Source organism: Mesorhizobium sp. B2-4-15 (assembly GCF_006658505.1).
Lineage (GTDB): Bacteria > Pseudomonadota > Alphaproteobacteria > Rhizobiales > Rhizobiaceae > Mesorhizobium.
On record NZ_VFUZ01000012.1, the window covers coordinates 1 to 23,385 of the forward strand.

The 23,385-nt window shown below is 64.7% G+C and carries 22 protein-coding genes; 15 read left to right on the top strand and 7 right to left on the bottom strand.

The window, feature by feature from the left end; all coding sequences use genetic code 11:
* Window positions 1–154: 154 nt before the first annotated feature.
* Window positions 155–1,426 (bottom strand): cellulase family glycosylhydrolase, encoded by a 1,272-nt coding sequence (locus tag FJ930_RS15715; protein ID WP_141838852.1) that lies wholly within the window; start codon window positions 1,424–1,426, stop codon window positions 155–157.
* Window positions 1,423–2,589, bottom strand: a complete 1,167-nt coding sequence (locus FJ930_RS15720; protein WP_141839111.1) for a DUF1972 domain-containing protein — start codon at window positions 2,587–2,589, stop codon at window positions 1,423–1,425. Before FJ930_RS15720 ends, FJ930_RS15715 begins: the two co-directional genes overlap by 4 nt.
* Window positions 2,590–3,028: 439 nt before the next feature.
* Between FJ930_RS15720 and FJ930_RS15725 the strand changes: the two genes are divergently transcribed.
* From FJ930_RS15725 to FJ930_RS15785, 12 genes are all read left to right on the top strand, one after another.
* Complete coding sequence (locus tag FJ930_RS15725; RefSeq protein ID WP_141838854.1) at window positions 3,029–4,198, top strand: glycosyltransferase family 4 protein; 1,170 nt, start codon at window positions 3,029–3,031, stop codon at window positions 4,196–4,198.
* Window positions 4,195–5,499, top strand: coding sequence for a hypothetical protein (locus tag FJ930_RS15730; RefSeq protein WP_141838856.1), 1,305 nt, complete (start codon window positions 4,195–4,197; stop codon window positions 5,497–5,499). The genes FJ930_RS15725 and FJ930_RS15730 overlap by 4 nt, the downstream gene beginning before the upstream one ends.
* A 9-nt stretch (window positions 5,500–5,508) precedes the next feature.
* Window positions 5,509–6,735, top strand: coding sequence for a GNAT family N-acetyltransferase (locus tag FJ930_RS15735; protein ID WP_141838858.1), 1,227 nt, complete (start codon window positions 5,509–5,511; stop codon window positions 6,733–6,735).
* A gap of 58 nt (window positions 6,736–6,793) precedes the next feature.
* Entirely contained in the window at window positions 6,794–7,987 is a 1,194-nt protein-coding gene (locus tag FJ930_RS15740) for a GNAT family N-acetyltransferase (protein WP_246676926.1), read from the top strand.
* A 79-nt stretch (window positions 7,988–8,066) separates the two neighbouring features.
* Window positions 8,067–8,375, top strand: a complete 309-nt coding sequence (locus FJ930_RS15745; RefSeq protein WP_141839114.1) for an EthD family reductase — start codon at window positions 8,067–8,069, stop codon at window positions 8,373–8,375.
* Window positions 8,376–8,601: 226 nt separating this feature from the next.
* Window positions 8,602–8,826, top strand: a complete 225-nt coding sequence (locus FJ930_RS15750; RefSeq protein WP_140611511.1) for a hypothetical protein — start codon at window positions 8,602–8,604, stop codon at window positions 8,824–8,826.
* A gap of 252 nt (window positions 8,827–9,078) precedes the next feature.
* Window positions 9,079–11,577, top strand: coding sequence for a DNA ligase D (gene ligD / locus FJ930_RS15760; RefSeq protein ID WP_141838862.1), 2,499 nt, complete (start codon window positions 9,079–9,081; stop codon window positions 11,575–11,577).
* A 116-nt stretch (window positions 11,578–11,693) separates the two neighbouring features.
* Complete coding sequence (locus tag FJ930_RS15765) at window positions 11,694–11,981, top strand: GIY-YIG nuclease family protein (RefSeq protein ID WP_141838864.1); 288 nt, start codon at window positions 11,694–11,696, stop codon at window positions 11,979–11,981.
* 696 nt (window positions 11,982–12,677) lie between these two features.
* The gene (locus tag FJ930_RS15770; RefSeq protein ID WP_140741333.1) at window positions 12,678–13,583 is read left to right on the top strand and encodes a Ku protein; all 906 of its coding nucleotides are present in this window, start codon (window positions 12,678–12,680) and stop codon (window positions 13,581–13,583) included.
* Entirely contained in the window at window positions 13,580–14,707 is a 1,128-nt protein-coding gene (locus FJ930_RS15775) for a tetratricopeptide repeat protein (protein WP_141838866.1), read from the top strand. The genes FJ930_RS15770 and FJ930_RS15775 overlap by 4 nt, the downstream gene beginning before the upstream one ends.
* A gap of 200 nt (window positions 14,708–14,907) precedes the next feature.
* A complete protein-coding gene (locus FJ930_RS15780) occupies window positions 14,908–15,564 on the top strand; it encodes an alpha/beta fold hydrolase (protein ID WP_141838868.1) in 657 nt (218 codons plus the stop codon).
* Window positions 15,565–15,737: 173 nt separating this feature from the next.
* On the top strand, window positions 15,738–16,508 hold the full coding sequence (locus tag FJ930_RS15785; RefSeq protein WP_141838870.1) for an exodeoxyribonuclease III: 771 nt from the start codon (window positions 15,738–15,740) through the stop codon (window positions 16,506–16,508).
* A 471-nt stretch (window positions 16,509–16,979) separates the two neighbouring features.
* Here FJ930_RS15785 and FJ930_RS15795 read toward each other — a convergent pair whose 3' ends face one another.
* From FJ930_RS15795 to FJ930_RS15810, 4 genes are all read right to left on the bottom strand, one after another.
* Window positions 16,980–17,186, bottom strand: coding sequence for a hypothetical protein (locus tag FJ930_RS15795; protein WP_141838872.1), 207 nt, complete (start codon window positions 17,184–17,186; stop codon window positions 16,980–16,982).
* A gap of 183 nt (window positions 17,187–17,369) precedes the next feature.
* Window positions 17,370–18,425, bottom strand: coding sequence for a DUF535 family protein (locus FJ930_RS15800; RefSeq protein ID WP_181763389.1), 1,056 nt, complete (start codon window positions 18,423–18,425; stop codon window positions 17,370–17,372).
* Between the two features lie 313 nt (window positions 18,426–18,738).
* Window positions 18,739–19,023, bottom strand: a complete 285-nt coding sequence (locus FJ930_RS15805) for a hypothetical protein (RefSeq protein ID WP_140741346.1) — start codon at window positions 19,021–19,023, stop codon at window positions 18,739–18,741.
* Between the two features lie 116 nt (window positions 19,024–19,139).
* Entirely contained in the window at window positions 19,140–19,880 is a 741-nt protein-coding gene (locus tag FJ930_RS15810) for a sulfotransferase family protein (RefSeq protein WP_140741347.1), read from the bottom strand.
* Window positions 19,881–20,030: 150 nt separating this feature from the next.
* Between FJ930_RS15810 and FJ930_RS15815 the strand changes: the two genes are divergently transcribed.
* The 3 genes from FJ930_RS15815 (at window position 20,031) to FJ930_RS15825 (ending at window position 22,414) form a co-directional block, all read left to right on the top strand.
* On the top strand, window positions 20,031–20,354 hold the full coding sequence (locus FJ930_RS15815; RefSeq protein WP_348642196.1) for an exopolysaccharide production repressor protein: 324 nt from the start codon (window positions 20,031–20,033) through the stop codon (window positions 20,352–20,354).
* A gap of 712 nt (window positions 20,355–21,066) precedes the next feature.
* Window positions 21,067–21,366: a DUF1236 domain-containing protein gene (locus FJ930_RS15820; RefSeq protein WP_140741349.1), complete on the top strand. Its 300-nt coding sequence runs from the start codon at window positions 21,067–21,069 to the stop codon at window positions 21,364–21,366.
* A gap of 253 nt (window positions 21,367–21,619) precedes the next feature.
* Window positions 21,620–22,414: a hypothetical protein gene (locus FJ930_RS15825; protein ID WP_246676927.1), complete on the top strand. Its 795-nt coding sequence runs from the start codon at window positions 21,620–21,622 to the stop codon at window positions 22,412–22,414.
* A 52-nt stretch (window positions 22,415–22,466) separates the two neighbouring features.
* Here FJ930_RS15825 and yghU read toward each other — a convergent pair whose 3' ends face one another.
* A complete protein-coding gene (gene yghU, locus FJ930_RS15830; protein WP_141838876.1) occupies window positions 22,467–23,333 on the bottom strand; it encodes a glutathione-dependent disulfide-bond oxidoreductase in 867 nt (288 codons plus the stop codon).
* Between the last annotated feature and the right edge of the window lie 52 nt (window positions 23,334–23,385).

The following is a 23,385-nucleotide window of genomic DNA, read 5'->3' on the forward strand; positions in this document are numbered from 1 at the left end:
AACGATCGAGGCCAACGAATGCAAGAACTATTTCGCAAACGCCGGCTACGCTTCCGTCAAAACGTGAAACGCTCTAGGGCGTAGCAAGGAGCGAAGCGACGCGGCGCAGACCCTAGGATGACGAAGTTGAGGAAGGTGCGACGGTCGCGGTCTCCTACTCCGCCATCCTCAACCCAAGCGCCTCGACCATCGCCGGGTCCAGCGCTCGCGTGGCGTCGTCCATCATGCCCATGCCGTCGAAGAGGTCCCAGAACGCCCAGGGGAAACCGAACGACTCGGCGCTCTGCCTGACATCGGAAATGTAACGGGCACGGTCGGGGTTGGGCGCGGCGGTGTAGCGGGCGTCAGTGCGCAGCGCGCCGAATTCGCCCATGATGACGCGCGCCGGCGCGATGCCGTGGCTATCGGCCCAGTCGCGCGCCTGGCCGAGATATTTGTCGATGAACCAGCGGTCGGGCCGGGCGTCGAAATAGACCTTCAGCACACGTTCGGTTTGCGCATAGGCGGCTTTCTTGGCCTCGTCCGTGGTTTCGGTATCCTTGGCCATGCGCGCCCTGACGGAAGCCAGCGTCCGCTCGAGCGAGCCGGCGGATGCCGGCCAGGGCACATTGTTGAGCGCGCGGTAGACGGGTTCGCGCATCCAGGGCGCGCCCTGGTGGCTGAACAGATAGGGTTCGTAGAAGTGGAAGGTGAACAGGATCGGCTCGAAGGCGGCCAGCGGCGCCGGATCGAGTGCCGCCAGCCCACCCACCATCGAGCCGCAGCCTCCGGTGACGACCAGCGGCAAGCTACGGGATGACGCCCTGGCCGCCGTCAGAAGGGCTGCCTGGACCTGCGACCAGACGTCGGAATCGCAGGATTGCGGCGGCTCGTTGACCGGCTCCAGCGCCACCATGCCCGGCTGAAACCGTTCCAGCCTGCCGGCCAGTTCGCCGACCAATCCGCGATAGGCTTCGAATTCGGGCGCGGCGGTGCTGGAGACCATGCGATCGGGATTCCAGTAATGGGTGGCGCCATTGGCCTGGACGTTGACGATGATGCCGAGACCGGCCTCGAGCGCGGCGGCGACCGCCGCGTCGATCATGTCCAGCAGCTTGCCGCGCGTGGCGGGCTCGGCCGCCAGGAACGGGCCGGGATCGACGGGCAGGCGGATGAAGTCGAGCCCCGTCCGGCGCAGTCGGTGAAGGTCGTCCGGTGTCGGCACTGGGCGCTGCGACTGGAAGGGCGGCCAGTCATAGTCGGTGCGCGGCGCCGGGAATTCGCGCGTCAGCGCGAACCACGGCCAGGCATTGACGCCGCGGCGAAAACGCCATTCTGCGCTGGCGGCAAGGGCGGGCGCCATGGGCGAAAGCGGCGCCAGCGCGGCGGGCATCAGCGCCGTCGACAGCGCGGTGCGCAGAAGCCGCCGCCGCGACCAGCCCGTCATACGGCGCCGGGCGAGGGGCGCTCGATCGCGGCCGGCCGCGATCGAGCGCCGAGAAGCCGGTAGGCTTCATTCTCATAGGCAAGCAGGACGTCGTCCCAGCGGAAGGCTTCGCGCGCACGCTTCCTGGCGGCTTCACCACCGGCCTTGACCAGCGCGTCATCTTCCATCGCCTGCCGCATCCGCTCGGCGCAGCTCTGCGTGTCCGTGAAGTGGATGGCGGCGGTGCCCGCGGTCCATCTGTTGTACGGATTGTCATGGGCGATCACCATGTTGCCGGCGGCCAGCGCCTCGACCAGTGACGGGTTGGTGCCGCCGACCGTGTGGCCATGCAGATAGGCGCGGGCGTGGAACCTGAGAGCCTTCACCGTTGCCTGGTCATAGATGGCGCCCGGCAGGACGACCGAGCCGTTCGCCGCCTTGCGGACGGCGACATGGTAGGGAATGTCATCGGAAAGCGTGCCCAGCACCACCAGCTTCATGTCGCGCTTCTGGCTGCAGAAGGCTTCGACGATCGGCAGTATGTTGTTATCGGGCTCGATGCGCGCGATCGAGATCAGGTATTTTCCAGGCTCGAGGCCGAGCGCGCGCACCGGCGCCTCCGGTGCCGCTGTCACCGGGTCGGCGCCATAGGCGATGGTGGCGATGGCGCTGCGCGGCCGGCGCGTTGCCAGATGATCCGCGATGACGGGATGGTCGGCGATCAGGCGGTGCGAGGCCCAGGCGCCAAGCCACTCGTTGAGCCAGAACCATGTGCGCGCCGCGGCACCCCATTTGGGCCGGCGCCACTCGATGCCGTCCATGTTGGTGATGATCTTGCGCCGCATCAGCCTGAGCCAGGTCAGGAAGACCGCGCCATTATAGCCAAGCACGAGGCAGACGCCGGGCCGCCGGGCGGCGTCGAGCACGCATTGCCAGTCGAATTCCAGCGTCGCGCGCGGGCCTTTCGAGGCGACCTGGATGTGGATGAGGTCGATGCCGTTCCAGCTTGCGACGCGCACCCTCTGGTCGACCCGCGCAACCTCGTCCTGGCAGTAGACCCCGACCTTCCAGCCGCGCCCGACAAGAAAAAGCGCCAGCTTCTCGGCGAAGGTTTCGAAGCCGCCATGGGCCGCGGGGATGCCGCGCGTTCCCAGGATCAGGATGGAGGGCTTTTCCGATTTCATGGCCATTGGCGCTTTCAAGTCCGCTCGATCCGCGGTGCGAGGCTGTCTGATCTCGAAAGCTGGCATGCAACATGTCTGCCAGCTCCGACGCGGCAATTATCGCACCCGGGTTGTAAAATATTTCTTCCGAACGCCGGAGTCGTTTCACTATCGGTCAACTTTCCGCACGTATGTGTATCGAAACGAGGCATTGCCGGCCCTGGCGACCACCAGACGGAGAAATCAGGCCCGGCATGATCCTTGCTCAGGGATTTCTGTGCGTCAGAATCGGCGGAGGACGTGCGGAATGGTGTGGCTGATCCGGATTCGACATCCGCTTCATGACCATACCGGCAACCAGTGAAAGTCCAAAGGGTGTTGGGCTTGAGATTTCCAGTCGCCTGTACCGTCAGGCGGCGGGGATCGTCAAACTTCCCCTGGCAGAAAGATGCTTGGGAATATGCGGATTGCATGCGTCCATCAGGGCTATGAGCTCTATGGCTCCGACCGCAGCTTCGCGGAGAGCGTCGCCGCGTTGCGCGCCGCGTTTCCGTCCGCCGACATCGAGGTGGTCCTGCCGCGTAGCGGGCCGATCGTGCAGATCCTGGAACCTCACGCCAGCCGCATCGTCTTCGAGCCGCTTTGGGTGCTGAGGCGCCAGGCCATGGCGCGCCTCGCCACCATCGAGATGGCGCGGCTGCCGGTCGCGGCTTGGCGGGCATGGCGCCGGCTAAGGGATTGCGATCTCACCTATGTCAACACCTCGATCGTGGCCGATTACGCGCTGGCGGCGCGTCTTCTCCCGCACAAGGCATTGCTGCACATCCACGAAATTCCCGAAGGCGTGCTGCGCCGGATCCTCGTCGGGTTGATGCATTGGAGCCATGCCGATCTCATCTTCAATTCGAAGGCGACGCGCGCCGCGTTCGGCGATCCCGGATCGGCGCGCTCCCATGTCGTCTATAATGGCGTTGCCGGTCCGGCGGCGGCCGAAGCGATGACCTATGACGGCAAGCGCCCACTGCGCGTGCTGCTGCTTGGCCGCGTCAACAGGATCAAGGGCCAGGAGGTGCTGCTGGAAGCGATCGCCTCGCTGCCGGCGGAGCTGAAGCCGAGGATCGAGGTGCGGCTTGTCGGCGGCGCCTTCGAAAGCGTCGAGCGCGAGCGTGCGCTCGCCGAACTGGTCGGCGGCATGGGGCTCACCGAGCGGGTCAGCGTGCTGCCGTTCATACGGGACCCGTCCGAGCATTATCGCTGGGCCGACATCGTCGCCGTGCCGTCGCGGCGCCCGGAATCGCTCGGCCGCGTCGCCATCGAGGCGATGGCCCATGGCCGCCCGCCGCTGGTTTCGGCGATCGGCGGGCTGGTCGAAGTGGTCGCCGACGGCGAGACCGGCTGGCACGTTCCGCCGGGCGACGCAGCCGCACTCGCCGCGAAATTGCAGGAGATCGTCCTGCGGCCCGAAACCTGGCGCGGTTTTGTCGCCGCCGGGCGCAAACGCTACGAGACGCTATTCAGCGAGCCGGTCGCCGCGGCCGCGATCACCGCCATCGCCGCCGACAAACTGAAAGCGGCCATGGCAAGGCCGGCCAGGGCGGCAACCGCCCGCCAGGCGGAGACACGGCCATGAAATTTCCTGGCCATCTGGTGCGGCGGCTCGTGCTGATGATCGGCGGCGAGGCGATGCAGAGCGGCTTTCACTTTGCCCTCAACATCACGCTGCTGCACATGCTGTCGGCGCAAGGCTACGGCCTTTTCGCCATCGCCATGGTGATGGGCGGGGTCGGCCTGTCCTATATCAGGTCGCTGACCGCCGTTCCGGCCTCGATATGGATGGGCAAGAGCACCAACAGCGCCGGCGTCGACGCCCATGACGTGGCCTTCGGAACGGCGGCGCTGGTCGTGGCACTGCTGATGGCGATAGGCACGGCTGTCCTGATGCATCTCCTGGGCGACCCGAGCGGCATAGCCGCCGGCTGCTTCGTCGGCGCCTGGTCGCTGCGCAGCCACATGCGCACGGCATTCTTCGCGCGCCGCCTGCAGGTGATCGTCTCCATCAGCGATGCCGCCTTCACAATCTCCGGCACCGTGCTGGCCGGGCTGGCAGTCTGGTTTGCAAAGGACGCGCTGCAGGCCACGTTCTACGCGCTTACCGCGGCAAATCTGGTTGGCATCCTCGTCCTGGTCCGGCTGGCGCGCCGCACGCTTCGCATCAGCTTCCGCATGCCGACGCGGCGGCGCTATGCCAGGCTCTGGCGCCAGCTGTGCTGGTCGGCCTTCAGCGCGACCACCACCAACATCCAGGGGCAATGCCTGGCGCTGCTGGTCGCGGGCATCGCCGGGCCTGCCGCCTACGCACCGCTGGCGGCGGTGCTGGTGTTCTTTGCGCCGTTGCGCATCATCAGTCTTGCCTTCGTGAACATGACGCAGCCGGAACTCGCGAAGCTCATGCAGCACAATGAAACAGGCCGCGTCTGGACGCAGGCGAAGATCTGGTCGCTCGTCATGGGGCTGGGCGGCCTGGTCTATGGATGCGCTGTCATGTTCGTCCTGCCGATGGTGAAATCCCAGGCTCTCCAGGATGCCTCGGTCGGGTTCATCGGGCTTTTCGTGATCGCGAATTTCGTCCCGATCATGCTTTACATCATGCCCCGCATCGTCCTCGAAATCCTCGGCGATTTCCGGATCGTCGCCTTCATCACGATGGGCGGCGCGATCGTCGGGTTGGCGCTGATCGCGATCCTGCTGGCGATCGCCTCCCCACCCTGGGCGCTGCTGGGTTCGGCGGTCTCCGAGACCTTCGTGCTCGCGGCATCATGGTATTTCACGCATCACCGCATGTGGAACATCGAGCATCCGGACCAGCAGCACGACAGTCTGCCGGGTTCGTGGCGGCGGCGGGCGGTCACGTTCGCCGCGGCAAAACGATAGGAGAGGGATGTGGCAGGCCAGGCAGTGCGAATTGCTGAGGTGACCGACGTGCCCGGCGGGCAGGTCTCTCCTCCCGTCGCCATAGCCGCGAACGACATCTACACGGCACGATTGCACACCAGCCTCGAAACGGTCAGGCCGCTCTGGCTGCGTTTCCAGGCAGACGGCGTGTGCACCGCCCACCAGCATTATGCGTGGGCCGAGGAGATCATCGCGCGGCTGATGCCGAAAGGTGCCGAAGCGATCATCGTCGAGGTGAGGGACGCCGCGACGGGCGCGCCCAGGATGCTGGTGCCACTGATGCGGCGGCGCTCTTTCCACCATTGGGTGATCGAATGGTTGAGCTGCGGCGTCTGCGACTATTCGGCGCCGCTGCTGGCGGATGCGAACCCGTGGACCAGGCAATCGGCCGAGGCCGCATGGGCGGCGGTGCGTTCCGTGCTGCCGCCGGCGGACCGCGTCCACATCACTGGAATTCCGCAACGGATCCACGGCGTTGCCAATCCGCTGGCTTTGCTGCCGGCCACGCGCGATTCCATCCAGACCACCTTCGGCCTCGCCATCGACGGCGACCCGGAAACCGTCCTCAAGCGCCTGTGCAGGCCCTCCTTCGTCAAGGAGTTCGGCAAGGACTGGCGCCGCCTCGAACGGCTCGGCGGCGTGGAACTGGTCGAGGCCGATACGTCGGCCAAGGTGGAGGATACTTTCGGCGAGCTGGTCCGGATGCGGCTCGACCGCTTTCGCGAGCTTGGCCGCTTCGACCTGCTGACGCAGAAGCCGATTGTCGATTTCTACCTGAACGCAGCCATTCGGGCCCTGTCGGACGGTTCGGTGCGGCTTTTCGGCCTGCGCGTCGGCGAGGCCCTGATCGCGGTTCAATATCTGCTGGTCCATCAAGGGACCGTTCACGCTCTCCTGATAGCGATGGACCAGAGTGTCGTGCCCAACGTCTCACCGGGACTTGCAATCATGGGCAGGTTAATGAGCTGGGCACGCGAACAGGGGCTCGGCTATTTCGACCTGTCGGTCGGAAACCAGAGCTACAAGCAACATATGGGCGCCACGGGTTCGGTCCTGGCCGAACTCCGCCACGGGTTCACGATGCGGGGCAGTGTGGCGAGCAACGCCATCGAGTTCCGCAACCGGGCCGAGGCTTTCGTGCGCGCCAACCCACGGCTGCTCAAGGCGGTCCAGGGAACGATGCGGGGTTTGCGGCGCTTGCGTGGAGGAAGCTGAGGGCGGGCCAGAACGACAGGAGAAGCATGTGGCAAGCCAGGCAATGCGAGCGGCTGCGATGACTGATAGACCCGACGGGCCGGTTTCGCTGGTTGCCGCGGGCACCGGCACCTCCGCGCGCTATACGGCGCGGCTGCACACCAGCCTCGACAGCGTAAAGCCGCTGTGGCTGCGCCTCGAGGCGAATGGTTTGTGCACCGGCCACCAGGCCTTTGCCTGGGTGGAAGGGATCGCCAGATGGCTGATGCCCAAAAGTGCCGACCTGCTCGTCGTCGAGGTCAACGACGCCGCCACGGGCGCACCGGCCATGCTGCTGCCGCTGATGCGGCGCCGGGCGCTGGGCCATCATGTGATCGAATGGCTGAGCTGCGGAGTCTGCGATTATTCGGCGCCGCTGCTGGCCGACGCGAGACCCTGGACCCAACAGAGCGCGGACGCCGCCTGGGCGGCGGTCCGTGCCGTGCTGCCGCCGGCGGACCGAATCCATATCGCGGGGATCCCGCAACGGATCCACGGCGTCGCCAATCCGCTGGCGCTGCTTTCGGCGTCGCGCGACTCCATCCAGATCGCCTCGGGCCTGGCCATGGATGGCGAGCCGGAGACGCTGATCAAGCGCATCTGCAAATCGTCCTTCGCCAAGAATTTCCACAAGCACTGCCGCCGTTTCGAACAGATGGGCAAGCTCGATCTGGTCGAAGCCCGAACGCCCGATATGGTGGAGAAGCAGTTCGCGACGCTGCTGGAGCTCAGGCTCAACCGCTTCCGCGAGCTCGGGCGTTTCGACCTGCTGACGCAGGCGCCGGTCGTCGCGTTCTACCGCGACGCCGCCCTGCAAGGTCTGTCCGACGGCTCGGTGCGGCTGTTCGGGCTGCGTGTCGGGGAAGCCTATCTCGCCGTGATCTACGTGCTGGTCATGAAGGGCACCTTGCACGCCCTTCTGCTGGGGATCGACCAGGACGCGGTGGCCAACACCCCGCCAGGCCTGACGACGATCGGCAAGCTGATGATGTGGGCGCGCGCCCGGGGGCTCGACTATTTCGACCTGTCGGTCGGCAGCCAGGGGTACAAGCAGCATATCGGCGCTTCGAGCGCGGTGCTGGCCGAGTTGTGCGAGGCGATGACGCTGCGAGGCGGGGGCGCGACCGCCTATATCAAGCTGCGCGGAAAGACCGAACTTTTCGTGCGCTCCAGGCCGGGACTGTTCAAGGCGGTGCAGGGCGTGATGCGCCGGCTGCGGCGATTGAAGAACTGAGGTTCCCGCCAACACGGATTGACGGGCTCCCCGCAAACCATCACGCTGCCGAAAGAGCAACGGCTTCGGGGAGGGAATGATGGCAAGCCTGGTGGTGATGTATGGCACGCCCGCGGATCCGGCGGCGTTCGACGCCTATTATCGCGAAAAACACATTCCGTTGGCCAAGACCATCCCGGGATTGCGACGCTACGAAATCAGCAGCGGTCCGGTGATGACCCCAGCGGGGCCGGCAAAGGTCCATCTGGTCGCCACCTTGCGGTTCGACGATCTGGCCGCCATCCAGAATGCATTCGCCAGCGCCGAAGGGCAGGCGACCGCCGCCGACCTCCGGGTCTTCGCGACCGGCGGCGCCGATATGCTGATCTTCGACAGCGAGGATGTGTAAGGCGGGCATTCCTGCCTCAGCTCTTGATTCAAGCCGAGGCGCGAAGCCCTTCGAAGGTCTGGAAAAATTCCTCCCATCGCAACTCGCCTGACACCAGCGGGTCGTCAATCGCCGAAGGGCGTGGCCCACCAAATTGACAGGACAGCGCGTCTCCGTCATCCTTGAGCCCAGTCGCCGGGCCGCGGAAGCGGCCATGTTGCGTGTCAGGGCGACCGAGGGCAGCGTCATGTTCAGTCCCGTCACCGGCCAGAATGCCAAGCGTGCCGCCGTGCGCAAGGCGCTCGACCGCCACAAGGTCTACATCACCGCGCAGAGCTTTTCGGACGGCGCCTACCGGGCGCGCGTGCTGGTCGACGGCGAGGCCTATTGGGTCGACGAGTTCCGGCTTGCCCAGTTGCAGCAGGGGTTGACGCCGGCCGAACTCGAACTGACACCGGCTGCTGACGATTGAAGGGCTGTCCCTAGGATGAAAACGGCAAGGCCGGCGGGACAGCGCCCCCCTCTGTCCTGCCGGACATCTCCCCCACTTGGGGGGAGATTAACAGTTCCAGCGCCGGCGCTCCCTTTACAACGTCGGCGGTTAGCGAAGGCGGCGATGACATCTGATCTCCCCCCTTGTGGGGGAGATGTCCGGCAGGACAGAGGGGGGCGCGAAGGAACGCGGCGCTCATTGCTTACGCCTGCCATCACGCCTACCTAACCCATGCCCTCCAACCTCAAATCCTACCGCGCCAAGCGCGAATTTTCCCGCACGCCGGAGCCAGCCGGCAGTCTCGCCGGGCCAACCGGCGGCAACCGCTTCGTCGTGCACAAGCACCACGCAACCGCCGATCACTACGATCTGCGCCTGCAGGTCGGCGATGTGCTGAAGAGCTGGGCGGTGCCGCGCGGGCCTTCGCTCAATCCAGCCGACAAGAGGCTGGCGGTCGAGACCGAGGACCATCCGCTCGAATATATCGACTTCGAGGGCGTCATTCCCGAGGGCGAATATGGCGGCGGGCCGATGATCGTCTGGGACACCGGCACATGGGCGCCGATGGACGATGTCGAGAAGAGCCTCAGGACCGGCGCCTTCAAGTTCCGGCTGGCCGGCGAAAAGCTCAATGGCGGCTGGATGCTGACCCGCCTGAAGCCCAAGGCCGGCGAGGATGAGAACAAGAAGAACTGGCTGCTGTTCAAGGAGCGCGACCTCGCTTCCGACACCAGGCTCGACATCCTCGAGGCGCGGCCGGAGAGCGTGAAATCCGGCCTGCGCATCGAGGAGCTGGTGGCGCCGCCGAAGCCGGCGGCGAAGTCCGCGCCGAAGCCGGGTTCGCTGAAGCCCGGCACGCTGCCGGGCGCGGTCAAGGCGCCGGCGCTCCGGCGCATCGAGCCGCAGCTGGCGACACAGGTGCCGAAGCCGCCGGGCGGCGAAAGCCTTGCCGAGAACACGAACGAGCTCTGGCTGCACGAAATCAAATTCGACGGCTACCGCACCATGGCGCATCTGTCCGACGGAGAGGTGCGGCTGATCACGCGTGGCGGCATCGACTGGACGAAGCGCTATGGTGATCTCCCGCATGCCTTTGCCAGACTGCCTTGCCGCGAGGCGATCATCGATGGCGAGATCGTCGTGCTCGACGCCAAGGGCATTTCCCGTTTCGCGCTGCTGCAGGACGCGCTGGCCGAGGGCGCCGGCAGCAAGCTGCATTTTTATGCCTTCGACCTGCTGCATCTCGACGGTTGGGATTTGACGAAGGTGCCGCTCATCCGGCGCAAGGCGTTGCTGGTCGAACTGCTCACCGGCCTCGGCGCCAATTCCGCCATCCAGTTCTCCGATCATGTCGAAGGCTCGGGGCAGGGGCTCTATGACCAGGCTTCCGATCTGGGCCTCGAAGGGATCGTCTCCAAGCGCGCCACGGCCATCTACCAGAGCGGCCGCACCAAGAGCTGGACCAAGACCAAGGCGCTGAAGAACGGCGATTTCGTCATTGCGGGTTACACGACCTCGGAAGCGGCGGAAGGGCTGGCCGCGCTTGGCATGGCCGAGTGGGAGGATGGCGAACTGCATTATCGCGGCAAGGTCGGCACCGGCTTCGACGCCGAGACGGCGGCCGACCTGCTGGCCCGGCTGGAGCCGATCACCTCGGGCGCGACGGCGCCCGAGGGCGTGCCGCGCGAGATCATGCGCGAGATGCACTGGGTCAAGCCGCTGTTTTCGGCGCGCATTCACTACGCCAACCGCACGGCGGACAATGCGTTGCGCCATGGCGTGTTTCGCGGCCTCAGGGATGTCGGCCTGTCGACGCCGGTCTCGGCCAAGCGCAAGCGGCTGATCTCGGAAGCCGACCTTGCCACCATCTGGGTGACCAATCCGGAGCGGCGGCTGTTCGGCAAGACCGGGCCAACCAAGCTTGATATCGCCGTCTACTACGCGCTGGTCGGCGACTTCATGCTGCCGCATATCCTTGGGCGGCCGGTGTCGCTGGTGCGCTGCCCGACCGGCCTGCCCAAGGACTGCTTCTTCCAGCGCCACGCCTTCACCGGCATGCCGCCCTCGGTGGTGACGTTCCAGGCGACCAATTCCGAGGGCGAGACCAAATCCTATCTCTCGGTCGAAGGGGTCAAGGGCTATCTGGCGCTGGCGCAGTTCGGCGTCGTCGAGTTCCACACTTGGGGCACCCACCGCGCCAGCCTCGACAAGCCCGACCAGATTGTCCTCGACCTCGATCCGGGCGAGGGCATTTCGTGGCGCGAGGTGGTCGAGGCCGCCGTGCACATCAAAAGCGAGCTGGAGGGGCTGGGGCTGGTGCCCTTTGCAAAAACCTCCGGCGGCAGCGGCATCCACATCACCGTGCCGGTGACGCAAAAGCAGAACTGGAAGAAGCTGCACCAGGCGACCAGCGCGATATCAACGCATCTGGCGGCGACCGCGCCGGACACTTTCACCACCACCATGGGCAAGGACAACCGCAAGAAGCGCATCTTCATCGACTATCACCGCAACGCGCGCGGCCACACCTCCGCCGCGCCCTATTCGCTGCGCGCCCGCACCAATCTGCCGGCCTCGACACCAGTGAGCTGGGCGGACCTCGAAGCGATCGACGCGCCGCAGGACCTGAACTATTCGTCGCTGCCGGGCTTGCTGGAGACGTCGGGGGATCCCTGGGCGGAGATCGACGGGTTCGCCAGGGATTTGCCGACCCACCTTTCGTCATCCTAGGACGAAGCAAGGAGCGAAGCGACGCGCGCAGACCCTAGGATCCATGCCGTGACGTTGGCCGCAGAATACCACCGGCCTGAATGTCCACCGGCAATAACATCAAGTAGGGTCGCCTCATGGCCGGCTACGTTTACATGACCGCGAGCCAGAAGCGTGGCACGATCTACATCGGTGTGACCAACGATCTTGGCCGTCGAATGCCTGAGCACAAGTCCGGCCAGGGTTCGCGCTTTACCAGCCAATACGGCGTGCAAAGACTGGTCTGGTACGAAGAGTATTTCGATATCACCGATGCCATCCAGCGCGAGAAGTCTCTGAAACGCTGGCCTCGCCAATGGAAGATCGAGCTGATCGAGAAGGGCAATCCGGATTGGTTCGAACTCTTTCGCGGAACTGGGTGGTGACGTGGGCATTCCCTTCGTCATCCTCGGGCTTGACCGAGGATCCATGCCGTGACCGTGCTCGTGGAACCGACGGCTGCAGATTCTGCGCTGTCGCGGTGGTTCTGATGTCCCGGCATGGATCCTAGGGTCTGCGCGCGTCGCTTCGCTCCTTGCTCCGCCCTAGGATGACGAAGGAATGGGGCGCTTTGCTTCTATCGTGCACGGTATCGACAACGGTGTGGGTAGCGCGCCTGAAGCCCCTCCGATCGTCATCCTCGGGCTTGACCCGAGGATCCATGCCGTGTCAGTCGGCGGGGAGCGCGGCGGTGCGGAATTCCCGCAGCACCAGCACGGCACCCGAACCGTGGCAACGCTTCCAGGTTACGGCATGGATCCTAAGGTCCGCGCGTGTCGCTTCGCTCCTTGCTCCGCGCCAGGATGACGAAGCCTTGAGGCATTCGGCTGATCGCAAGCCCCCCCGCCATCGACGCTTCTTACAATTTGAATTATTCTCTGCCTCCGACCCCTCCGGCGGGCTAAAACATTTCGTCAGGATTTGCCGGTAAAGTGCGGGGTCGGTGTAGGATTTGCGCAGCCTTGATCGTCCTTCGGACGAACAGCGCTGCTTAGAGCATGGTTCCAAAAAGTGGGAACCGGTTTTTGGGACAAGACCATGCTCCAACAGATTGTCAGTGCATGGCCGCGTAGGAGTGTATCATGGCGCCCAGGGCAAGTTGGAAAGGTTACCTCAAACTCAGTCTGGTCAGCTGTCCAGTGCGGCTCTATCCCGCCACCAGCGCCAGCGAACGCATCTCGTTCAACCAGCTGCACAAGAAGACCCACAACCGCATCAACATGAAGCCGGTCGACCCGGAACTGGGGCTTGTCGAGCGCTCGGACCTGGTCAAGGGCTATGAGTACGAGGACAAGCAGTACATCATCATCGATGATGCCGACCTCGACGCGGTGCGCATCGAATCCAACCACACGATGAACATTGAGGCCTTCGTCGACGAAAGCGAGGTCGACGTCATCTACCAGGACGCGCCCTATTACCTGGCCCCGGATGGCGCGATGGCGGAGGAGACCTTCGCGGTGCTGCGCGAGGCGATGCGTAAATCCGGCAAGCTGGCGATCGCCCGGCTGGTGCTGTCCAGCCGCGAGCGGGTGGTGACGATCGGTCCGCGCGAGAACGGCATGTTCGTGTGCACGTTGAGGAACCCGAACGAAGTTCGCGGCACGGCTGAGTATTTCGGCAATATTCCCGCCGGCAAGCCCGACCCGGAAATGCTTGAATTGGCCGAAGCGCTGATCAAGCAGAAGGAAACCACCTTCGACCCGAAGAACTACGAGGACCGCTACGAGATCGCGCTGATGTCGATGATCCGCGAGAAACTCAAGGGCCACAAGCCGATCATCGCGGCCGCGCCCGAGCGCGGCAACGTCATCAACCTGATGGATGCGCTGAAGGCGAGCCTGTCGCAGTCGAAGCCACCGGCCAAGTCGAAGAGCAAGGCCGAGGAGGCGCCCGCCAAGCCCGCCAAGAAGGCGGCAGCGGGCGGTGCGCCTGAAAATCCGCTGAAGGCCAATCTGCTGAAGGCGGTCGGCAAGAGCAAGAAATGACGGCACGAGCCGTCTTGGTCCCGGGCGCCGTCTTCGGCACGATCGGCGCGCTGGCGGCGTTTCCGCTGCGGCTCGCCGCGCGCGAGGTCGAGCGCCAGCACGGCCAGCTCCGGCGCGGCATCACCAGACGCACCACTCATATCGTGTTCGGCCGGACTTTGCTTGCCAAGGCAGGGCTGACCCGGAACGGCGATGCCGGGATCGAGCGCCGCATCGCCGCCGAGCAGGCGGCCGGGCGCACGCTGATCAGCGAGAACGGCTTTTTGCGCCTGCTCGGGCTGATGAAGGCGCCGGAAGCTTCGTCCCTGTCCAGGCAATCGCTGATCGAGCAATCGCGGCTATCCGGCGCCGACCTTGATCTTTTGTCACTGTTCGATGCCTTCGAACACGACGCGGAACCCTATTCCTTCCGCGACCTGATCCTGGCGCGCAAATATGCCGGGCTGGTCGCCGGCGGGGCGACGTGGGTCGCCATCGCGCGCTCCGTCCACCGCTCCGGCCCGGTCGCCTCGCTCACGGCGAAGTCGCTCAATGTCGGTTCGCAGCATGGCCGGCCGGACGCGATCTATCTCGAAGGCGGCCAGAGCGAGCTCGACGGCCAGTTGCTGTTCGATCTGGGTGCGGCCGCGCAAGGCGACGACACGCTGGAAGAGCTGTTCAGCGACGCCGAAGCGGCGGAGGAGGGCGGCGACCATGACGGGGCCGCCGCGCTCTACCAGCGCTGCCTCGCCATCGATCCCAGCGATGCGATCGCCGCCTTCAACCGCGCCAACTGCCTGCGCGCCGGCGGCCACGCGCGGGAAGCCGCGCACGACTATGCCCGCGCGATCAAACTCGACCCGGCCTTCGTCGAAGCCTGGTTTAACCTTGCCGGGCTGATGAGCAAGCAGGGCCGCGACGCCTCGGCGCGAAGGCACTTGCAGAAAGCGATCGCGCTGGACAGGAATTATGCCGATCCGGTGTTCAATCTGGCTCGGCTGGAGTTCGACGCCGGCAATCTGGTTGAGGCACGGCGGCTGTGGGGGCGGTATCTGGAACTAGACTCCGAGTCCGAATGGGCTGGCGTGGCCACCAGGGGCGTGCAGTTCGTGGACATGCAACTGGCGCAGAAGTCGGCGGGGTGAGGGCGCCGACGCTGGTCTTCCCTTCTCCCCTTGTGGGAGAAGGTGGATTGGCGCGCAGCGCCAAGACGGATGAGGGGTGTTGGAAGGAATGAGGCGTTGGTGCTTTCTAGAGCACCCCTCATCCGACCTCGCTTCGCGAGGCCACCTTCTCCCACAAGGGGAGAAGGGGTCACCAACGCCGAGCCATGGAGCTCCATGTCATGACCACCAGCTTTCTCTTCGACGGCGACGACACCGCGCCCGTCACCATCCTGCTCGCGCATGGTGCTGGGGCGTCGATGGATTCGCCCTCGATGACCGCCACCGCCAAGGCGCTGGCCGTCGCGGGGTTCCAGGTCGCGCGCTTCGAGTTCCACTATATGGCGGCGCGCCGCTACGGCCACCGCAAGCCGCCGCCGCGCGCCGAGACGGTGAACCCGGAATACATCAAGGCGATCGCCGATCTGAGGGCCAGGGGCGTGAGCGGGAAGCTGATCATCGGCGGCAAGTCGATGGGCGGGCGCGTCGCCTCCATGGTCGCCGACGAGATGTTTTCCAAGGGCGAGATCGCCGGGCTGGTGTGCCTGGGCTATCCCTTCCACCCGCCGGGAAAGCTGGAGCAGCTGCGGACAAAACATCTCGCCGGGCTGAGGACGCCGACGCTGATTTTTCAAGGCACGCGCGACGAGTTCGGCACCAAGGACGAGGTGGCGGGTTATGGGCTGTCCGATGCGATCGAGGTGATCTGGCTGGAAGACGGCGACCACGACCTCAAGCCGCGCAAGGCGATCTCCGGCTTTTCGACCGCCGATCATCTCAAGACGGTGGCGGAGACGGTGAAGGTATGGGTGGCACGACAATCAGTGTCGTCATCCTAGGGCGGAGCAAGGAGCGAAGCGACGCGCGCAGACCCTAGGATCCATGCCGTGACGATAAGGCGATGCAACGGTTCGGAATTCTGCCCCGCCGCGTTCCACCGTGAGGGTCACGGCATGGATCCTCGGGTCAAGCCCGAGGATGACGAAGCGAGGGTCGCCTTCGGTATTCAAAAATGAAACTCGCCACCTTCAACATCAACAACATCAACAGCCGGCTCGAAAACCTGCTGGCGTGGCTGGCGGCCGCAAGACCCGATGTCGTGTGCCTGCAGGAACTCAAGGCGCGCGACACGCAGTTTCCGCTGACCAGGCTCGCCGCCGCCGGCTATGGCGCGGTGTGGAAGGGGGAGCCGACCTGGAACGGCGTCGCCATACTCGCGCGAGGATCCGAACCCGTCCTGACCCGCGACGCGCTGCCCGGCGACGATGCCGACCGGCAGAGCCGCTACATCGAAGCGGCGGTGGACGGCATCGTCGTCGCCTGCCTTTATGCGCCGAACGGCAATCCGCAGCCGGGGCCGAAATTCACCTACAAGCTTGCCTGGCACGCGCGCCTGGAAGCCCATGCCGAACAGCTGCTCGACACCGGCCTGCCGGTGGTGCTGGCGGGCGATTTCAACATCGTGCCCGAGCCGCGCGATATCTACGCCACCCGCTCCTATGACGACAACGCGCTGGTGCAGCCGGAAAGCCGCGCCGCCTTCGCCGCCCTGCTCGAACAGGGCTGGACGGATGCGCTGCGCAAGAAGCATCCGAAGGAAACGCTCTACACCTTCTGGGATTACCGGCGGAACCGCTGGCCGCGCGATGCGGGCCTGCGGCTCGACCACATCCTTTTGTCGAAGACGCTCGCCCGCCGGCTGAAAGGGGCGGGCATCGACCGCGATGTGCGCGGCGAGGACGGCGCCAGTGACCATGCGCCGGTGTGGGTGGAGCTGAAGTAATCAGCCGACGTCGTCGGCCAGCGCCGTGATCCGCTCGCCCGGCGCCTACCGCTTCGCGGTTTCGACCCCGCAGGGCGGGCGCTCGCCGGCGCCAACGCGACGCAACCGCAGGATTTCCGGCTGGCGCCCGGCTCGCCCGCCGGGCTGGTGTCACAGGACCTGCCACGGCCGGTCGGCCTGGCGCCGGCGCCCGGCCTGGCCGGCGGGCTGGCCGACGCCACGCATGAGAAGCTGTATGGCGCCGGACGCCATGGCTGACGCGGGCGGGGGGGCGCACGTTGGGGTATGCTGGGCGCCCGCGTCAACCAGGGCGGCTCGTACCGCCGCAACGACACCATTGCACATTGCCTTATGTTTGAAACTTCCGCGAAAGCGGAATAGGCAGGAACGGCAGCGCGGCGTCGCCGGTGCGCAACCGATGGCAGGCAGGAAAAGTGGCCCGGCGGCCAGATGCCGCCTGCCGCGCTTTCATCAGTTTTTCGCCGCGCGATCGGCCGTCTGCACCGATCGGGCCGGCACGGAGGAGAGCGCATGCTGATTGGACGGCTGTTCGCCGAGATAGAGCGCGCCGCCCAGGACGAGGAAAACGATGCCGACCACCACCAGCCCGACCGTCAGCACGGCAACCGCCGTGCCCGGACCGTGACCTGTCTTGATGATGATGGATCGATGGGACATCACTTCCTCCCGGGGATGAGCCCGGTTTGCAGACCCTTGCAAACGGCGGCAGGGGCCGGATGTTCCCGGAGGAGGGGCCCTCATCGGCCCTTTGCGTTTTCTTCTAAGACTAAGGTCTTGGGTGACGCACGCAAAGGTCCGAGGGGGCCTGTTCGGTTCCGGCAATGTCCATTGGACGTTCCGCTATTTTAGCCAATTGCAATATAAAACCTTTACCTTGTTGAGAGGTGAACGCGGGCGTTGGGACGGGCAAAAAGGCGATGCGCGGCCTCCCATTTCATCGGGAGAAGGGCCTCTTTCAGGCAGGTTCGGTGGGCTCCCGCGCAAGGCGGACGGCGATGCGAAAAGGCCCCTGCCGATCTCCACGAATTCAAACTTGCAGGCCTCGCGCCGGTTGGCCGGCAGCGCCACGTCGCGGCTGCGCACCGGTATCGCGAAGCCGAATTCGCCGCCTTCCCGTCCGCCGCGGTCGATCCAGTACCGGTCCATGTCGGCGCGCTTGCCGGCGCGCTTCCTGGGGGTGCGGAAGTTGATGGTGTGCCTGGCGTCGGAGACGCCGAGCAGATGACGGGCGCCGCCGCCGGTCGCGATCCCTTCCATGACCAGGAGTGCCGCATCCTTGGGCCTGAGCCCGCACAGGTCGCGCGTGGCGTCGATGACGGCCCGCTTGGCGCCCGGCTCGCGGCTGCCCTGGAGTCCGCCGATCGCCACGGTGTAGCGGCCGTTGCCGAGAGAATAGAGAATGAAGCTCAGCCGCAGCAGGTCGAGTCGGTCGCTCTGCCGTGTCAGCCTTATCGAGAAGGCGCCTTCATGGCTGGTGCCGGAATGAACCGACAGAAGCATGGTGATCGCATAGGCATCGAGCCGTCCGGTCACATGGCCGATATCCACCGCCCGTCCGCGCCAGGCCGCTTCCAGGACGTCGCGTGGCAGGCCCGTCGCAGCCAGATTGAAATGGTCGACCAGCAGCTCGAAACCGCGACGGCCGGGCAAGCCAAGGGCAAGGAATTTGTAGGGCTTCTTGCGCAGCAGATCGTCGCTCGGGCAGCCCAGCCCATGCCGCCGCCGGAAACCCGCGAGGAAGCGGAACCATTTGAAGAAGCTCACTGGTTTGCTGGCAAAACGGGTGAGGAAAATCCTGGACTGTCCGATCCCCAGCCGCCTGCAAAGACCGAGGACCTGGCCGAAGACGCCGGCCGTTTCCCGCAGCAAGGCGCGCTCGCTCGTTTCGGTGATCAAGATACATCCCACATGGTTGTCGTGGGGCGGGTTAGCTCCAGGGCATTACGCGGACATTGCGGGGTGAGCGTCTCGTTCCCGATCGGACCGGCCAAAAGGTAAGCTGATGGTTTCCGGGTTCACTGGATTTCGGGGCGAAAAACTCGATGATGAAATTTCTTTCCGGAAACTGCCATCGAAGCTTGGCCTCGTGGATTTGCCTCGGCACCGTGCCGAGGGAGACAAGCTTGTCGGCCCCGCCCCAATTCGCCAAAGATCCTTCAATCGGCGAAGTTATACCGGATTCGGCGGCAGGGAATTTCCAACGATCGAATCACGTCTCGTCGAAGCGGCCCTCAAGGCCGGGACGGCGGGCGATTGCGGCTTCTTCCTCGTCGTCGGGCAGGGCCTCGTCACTCTCCTGGTAGGGATTGTCGTCATCCTCTTCCGGCAGGTCGCCCTCTTTCTCGGTGCCGTAGCGCATGTCGCCGTTTTCCGGCACGCTGTCGGGCAGGATCTGGCCACCCTTGACCGCGTCCCAATCCTGCTGCTCGATGGTCGGGCTATCCGCCTGCGGGCCGTCATCATCGTCGGTGCGGGGTTTGCCGCGCGGTGCCATCGTGGCCTCCAATAGTTGTGAAGACTGGAGGCAAAACTCGGGCTGCCGGCGTTTGTTCCCGCACTCGCGAGTACGGGCCTGGCCCATCACGGATTGCCGTCTGCCTTGGTGGCGGGCTACCGCAGCCACCACCACAATGCGGCGACCGCCGCCGCGACGGCCGCCACGCTCAGCCCCAGCATGATGTAGGAGCCCTTGATGATGTCGCGGATGATCTTCTTGATCGTTTCGCGGTCGTTGAGGTTGGGGAAGGGTTCGTTGGGCACGGCGACGCCCAGAAAATCGCACAGCGGGCCCCAGCCTTCTGTCACCTTATAGACCAGCAGCTTTTCGGGCGGCACCGCGGCCTTCACTTCGTCGATATAGGCGTTGTAGCGCGCCACCGCCCTAGCGCGGTCGTCCATCACGCCCTTGAGCGCGCGGCCCCACACCAGCTTCTTCGACATGTCGCCGAATTTCCAGCCGAACGGCGTCAGCCATTCCAGGATCTTGAACTGCCAGACATTCTCGGTGAAATAGATCGTGTCGATCGTGCTCTCGTACCAGGCTTCGGCGCCGCGCGGGTGCAGCGTCAGCAGCACCTTGGCGTCGGGATAGGCGACGAGCAGTTCCCGCCACACGCAGCAACCGGGATTGTCGACGGTGGCCGTATAGTTGGCGAACACCCGGTTCCAGTCGTGCTGGGTGCCGGGCGGACTGTTGGCCACCATGCGCCAGAAGTCGAGATGGCCCTTGTTGGCCTTGTTCATGATCACTTCCTGCATGTGGTAGGAAGGCAGGCCGAGCCTGTTCAGCGCGGCAAAGGTCGACCACGTGCCGGTGCGGCCGAAACCGGCCCCGATCAGCTTGAGCGCCATTTCCCCACTCCCATCGGACTTGTTTTCTTTGTTGCCCGGTCCGTGAGCATCAAATTGCTCCCGACAGGGCCACGGTGCAACAAATTTCGAGAGTCGGCGCCAAGCCGATCCTGTAAGGACCGATCACACACTTGCGCCGTTGCTAAAATAATGAAACGTTGGGCGCGGGTATCGGGAATTCGGGCAGGGGAATCGGCCGAATTGGGACGTTCGGCGATTTGCGCATCGATGTATGTTGGGCGGTTTCTCGTGGGGATGTCGGCGACGACCATCATTGTCGCGGTCTGGGCGTATATGGCCACCGGTTCGTTCTGGAAGGCGCTCACCTGGACGGTGGTGACCCTGGTTGTCCTGCAGGTCGGATATTTCGTGCTCGTCGTGGGGCTGATCCATAGGCGCGCACAAGATGCCGCAACGAGCCAGGATTCGATCGACGCAGTCCCGCCGTTACATCGGGATGGTGTCTCGTTCTGACGCTCGCGCCAGGCCTGGGCTATGGCCGAGATGGCCGACCCTGCGGTCGGCCGGTCGGCGCGGCGATCCTGCCGAACTGGCTGTAAGCGGCAGCCCTGCCTCAGCCACTATCCATTCGCCAGTGCGCCAGCAATTCCCTGCAAGGGCACCGCCAGCGCGATAACGACGGACATCAGCGGGAAAGATGCTTGATCACGCGGGTCGGGGGCCGCATCGCCTCCTTGGTGGAATTAGGACGACGTGGGTTGCATCACACCGGCAGGCCACGTCGCATACCGGTGGGAACCATAAGCCGAAGCGGGCGTTTTCCCGATGTGACCGGTGAGGTCGCCACCTCCGCCGGTTATTGAAGGCTCGTCCTGCCCCTGGCAGGGCGGGCCTTTTTTTGTGCACAGGGTTGTGGCACCTGGAACGACACCGCACGCTCCACGTTAGCTGTTGCTAAGGCAGAACAGTGGGTTCAGCATCGACGAGGCGCGCCTGTGCTGTCACGGGGGGCCTTGTGTGCATCTCCGATTATTCCGTAATCCAACGAAATTTACATGCGAATTTTCAAAGCATATTCGCTGATGTCATGCGTGGATGCTAGCAATTGAAGCGATCTTGCGATTTTGCGTTGCCACATTTATTCCAGAATCGCGGATGGAACCTTGGAGCGGCGATGGAGTTTCCTTGCAGGGTGGCTTTCAGATATCCCGACAAGGAGGTTGTTATGAAGTATTATCTTTCAAGTGCGGCTGCTGCGATCGTTCTGATGGGCGGCGTTGGTGCGGCCCTGGCCGAAACCGTTGTCCTGCAGCCGGAACAGGAGACAGTCGTACGCGAATACGTCAAGAGGGAGCCGCTGGCGTCGGTGAACCTTTTGGGCCTCGAACTCAAGCTTGGCTCCCCGGTACCGGACAAGGTTGAACTGCGCGAGGTGCCGAACGTCAAGTACCGCGTCGCGGTCATCAATCACGAGACCGTGCTGGTCGATCCCGACACGCGTCAGATCGTCGAAGTCCTGCACTGAGTCGTATCGTAGGCTCGCCTTGGAAAAGCCCGTCACGATCCCGTGACGGGCTTTCCTTTTCGAATCCCTTTTGAGACAGGCTTTTGAACCAGGCCTTGGGCAGGCACCAGCCGCGTGGCCGGGCTGGCAAAGCGGCGCGCCAAGGGGCATGGTCGCGCTCGTGCGAAACTTCCCGCGCGCCAGCTTGCGCCCGAGGCGGCAGACGTTGCATGGGAGCGCGGCCCGCCGCTCGGCTGAGACCTGAAAGCCTTCGATGACCATCCAGCCAGCCGAGATGAATGTTCGCGAGGGCGCCCGCGTCATCCTTCTGCTTGGCAGCGCCCCCGACGCGGTGCGTTGCGAGCCCTGGCCGAAGCAGGCCTTCAGCCGGATCGTCGCCATCAACAATGCCTGGCGCGTGCGCCCCGACTGGGATTTCCTCGTCCATGCCGGCGATTTCCCGCCGAACCGCCTGCCTCACGACGCGACCTTGCGGCAGGCCCAGATATTCAGCGCCACCCAGTATGTCCCGGCCCAGAACGCCTTCGGTGGCTTCGTCTATGCCGGCGCCACGATGGCGCTGACGGCAGCCTATTGGACCATTCACAGCCAGAAGCCGGATGTGCTGGCATTCCTGGGCTGCGACATGATCTACGACCAGCCGGGCAAGACGCATTTCTATGGCATCGGCCGTGCCGACCCTCTGCGCGATGACGTTACCCTGCGCAACCTCGAGGCCAAGTCGGCGCGCCTGCTTGTCCAGGCCCTGAAGCACGACTGCCTGTGCATCAACCTGTCCGACCTGCCGCGCAGCCGGCTGGTCTTTCCCAGCCTCGCCTTTGACCGGCTCGGCGGCCTGTCGCCAGCGCGGATCGCCGAAATGAAAGCGGAAATTCTGGGCACCATCCAATTCGACCAGGCCGAAAAGGCCGAACGGATCGAGAAGGATCTCGGCTATTTCTATGAGGATGGCATGTACTGGAACCATCTCGACGAGATCGACGAGACGGTTCTTGCCGACATCGACCGGCTATGGATATCGGCCGTCGAGCAGAGAGCGGTGGGTTGAAGCGGCTGACCTCCCCCCACAGGGAGGAAGGCCGACGCGTCGTCCGTTCAGCTCACTCCGCCGCCAGCCTGTCCTGCGTCCGGGTTTCGAAATCGCTGGCGTCGTGGCGCTCGTGCAGCTGCATGGCCGGCTCGCCGAAGGCACGGTTGACCATGCGGCCACGCTTGACAGCCGGGCGCTCGTCGATCGCCTTCGCCCAGCGCTGCACGTTCTCGTAATCCTGCACCGACAGGAAAGTGGCGGAATCATTATACTGCCGACCGAGCGCCAGTCCGCCATACCAGGGCCAGACCGCCATATCGGCGATGGTGTAATCCTTGCCGCCGAGATATTCCACCTCGGCCAGCCGCCGGTCGAGCACGTCGAGCTGACGTTTCACCTCCATCGAGAAGCGGTCGATGGCATATTCGATCTTCTCCGGCGCGTAGGCGTAGAAATGGCCGAAGCCGCCGCCCAGATAGGGGGCCGAGCCCATCTGCCAGAACAGCCAGGACAGCACTTCCGCGCGGGCCGGCTGCTCGGCGGGCAGGAACTCGCCGAATTTCTCGGCGAGATAAACCAGGATGGAACCGGATTCGAAGACCCGCACCGGAGTGGCGCCGCTGCGGTCCATCAAAGCGGGGATCTTGGAGTTGGGATTGACCTCGACGAAGCCGCTGCCAAACTGGTCGCCATCATTGATCCGGATAAGCCATGCATCGTATTCGGCGCCCTCGTGGCCGCGCGCCAGAAGCTCCTCCAGCATGACGGTCACCTTGACGCCATTCGGCGTCGCCAGCGAATAGAGCTGCAGCGGGTGCTTGCCGACGGGCAGTTCCTTGTCATGCGTCGGCCCGGCGATCGGCCTGTTGATGCTGGCAAAGGCGCCGCCATTTGCCTTGTTCCAGGTCCATACTTTCGGCGGGGTGTAGTCGGTCATGTCGAGCCTCGGGCGGTGGGAAAAATGGATAGGTCGCTGTACAACTAGGGTT

What these genes read in the sequence shown, in the direction of transcription:
- FJ930_RS15715 (WP_141838852.1), bottom strand. Translation starts at nt 1,426, where the DNA reads ATGACGGGCTGGTCGCGGCGGCGGCTTCTGCGCACCGCGCTGTCGACG.
- FJ930_RS15720 (WP_141839111.1), bottom strand. Translation starts at nt 2,589, where the DNA reads ATGAAATCGGAAAAGCCCTCCATCCTGATCCTGGGAACGCGCGGCATC.
- FJ930_RS15725 (WP_141838854.1), top strand. Translation starts at nt 3,029, where the DNA reads ATGCGGATTGCATGCGTCCATCAGGGCTATGAGCTCTATGGCTCCGAC.
- FJ930_RS15730 (WP_141838856.1), top strand. Translation starts at nt 4,195, where the DNA reads ATGAAATTTCCTGGCCATCTGGTGCGGCGGCTCGTGCTGATGATCGGC.
- FJ930_RS15740 (WP_246676926.1), top strand. Translation starts at nt 6,794, where the DNA reads ATGACTGATAGACCCGACGGGCCGGTTTCGCTGGTTGCCGCGGGCACC.
- FJ930_RS15745 (WP_141839114.1), top strand. Translation starts at nt 8,067, where the DNA reads ATGGCAAGCCTGGTGGTGATGTATGGCACGCCCGCGGATCCGGCGGCG.
- FJ930_RS15750 (WP_140611511.1), top strand. Translation starts at nt 8,602, where the DNA reads ATGTTCAGTCCCGTCACCGGCCAGAATGCCAAGCGTGCCGCCGTGCGC.
- ligD (WP_141838862.1), top strand. Translation starts at nt 9,079, where the DNA reads ATGCCCTCCAACCTCAAATCCTACCGCGCCAAGCGCGAATTTTCCCGC.
- FJ930_RS15765 (WP_141838864.1), top strand. Translation starts at nt 11,694, where the DNA reads ATGGCCGGCTACGTTTACATGACCGCGAGCCAGAAGCGTGGCACGATC.
- FJ930_RS15770 (WP_140741333.1), top strand. Translation starts at nt 12,678, where the DNA reads ATGGCGCCCAGGGCAAGTTGGAAAGGTTACCTCAAACTCAGTCTGGTC.
- FJ930_RS15775 (WP_141838866.1), top strand. Translation starts at nt 13,580, where the DNA reads ATGACGGCACGAGCCGTCTTGGTCCCGGGCGCCGTCTTCGGCACGATC.
- FJ930_RS15780 (WP_141838868.1), top strand. Translation starts at nt 14,908, where the DNA reads ATGACCACCAGCTTTCTCTTCGACGGCGACGACACCGCGCCCGTCACC.
- FJ930_RS15785 (WP_141838870.1), top strand. Translation starts at nt 15,738, where the DNA reads ATGAAACTCGCCACCTTCAACATCAACAACATCAACAGCCGGCTCGAA.
- FJ930_RS15795 (WP_141838872.1), bottom strand. Translation starts at nt 17,186, where the DNA reads ATGTCCCATCGATCCATCATCATCAAGACAGGTCACGGTCCGGGCACG.
- FJ930_RS15805 (WP_140741346.1), bottom strand. Translation starts at nt 19,023, where the DNA reads ATGGCACCGCGCGGCAAACCCCGCACCGACGATGATGACGGCCCGCAG.
- FJ930_RS15810 (WP_140741347.1), bottom strand. Translation starts at nt 19,880, where the DNA reads ATGGCGCTCAAGCTGATCGGGGCCGGTTTCGGCCGCACCGGCACGTGG.
- FJ930_RS15815 (WP_348642196.1), top strand. Translation starts at nt 20,031, where the DNA reads ATGAAACGTTGGGCGCGGGTATCGGGAATTCGGGCAGGGGAATCGGCC.
- FJ930_RS15820 (WP_140741349.1), top strand. Translation starts at nt 21,067, where the DNA reads ATGAAGTATTATCTTTCAAGTGCGGCTGCTGCGATCGTTCTGATGGGC.
- FJ930_RS15825 (WP_246676927.1), top strand. Translation starts at nt 21,620, where the DNA reads ATGACCATCCAGCCAGCCGAGATGAATGTTCGCGAGGGCGCCCGCGTC.
- yghU (WP_141838876.1), bottom strand. Translation starts at nt 23,333, where the DNA reads ATGACCGACTACACCCCGCCGAAAGTATGGACCTGGAACAAGGCAAAT.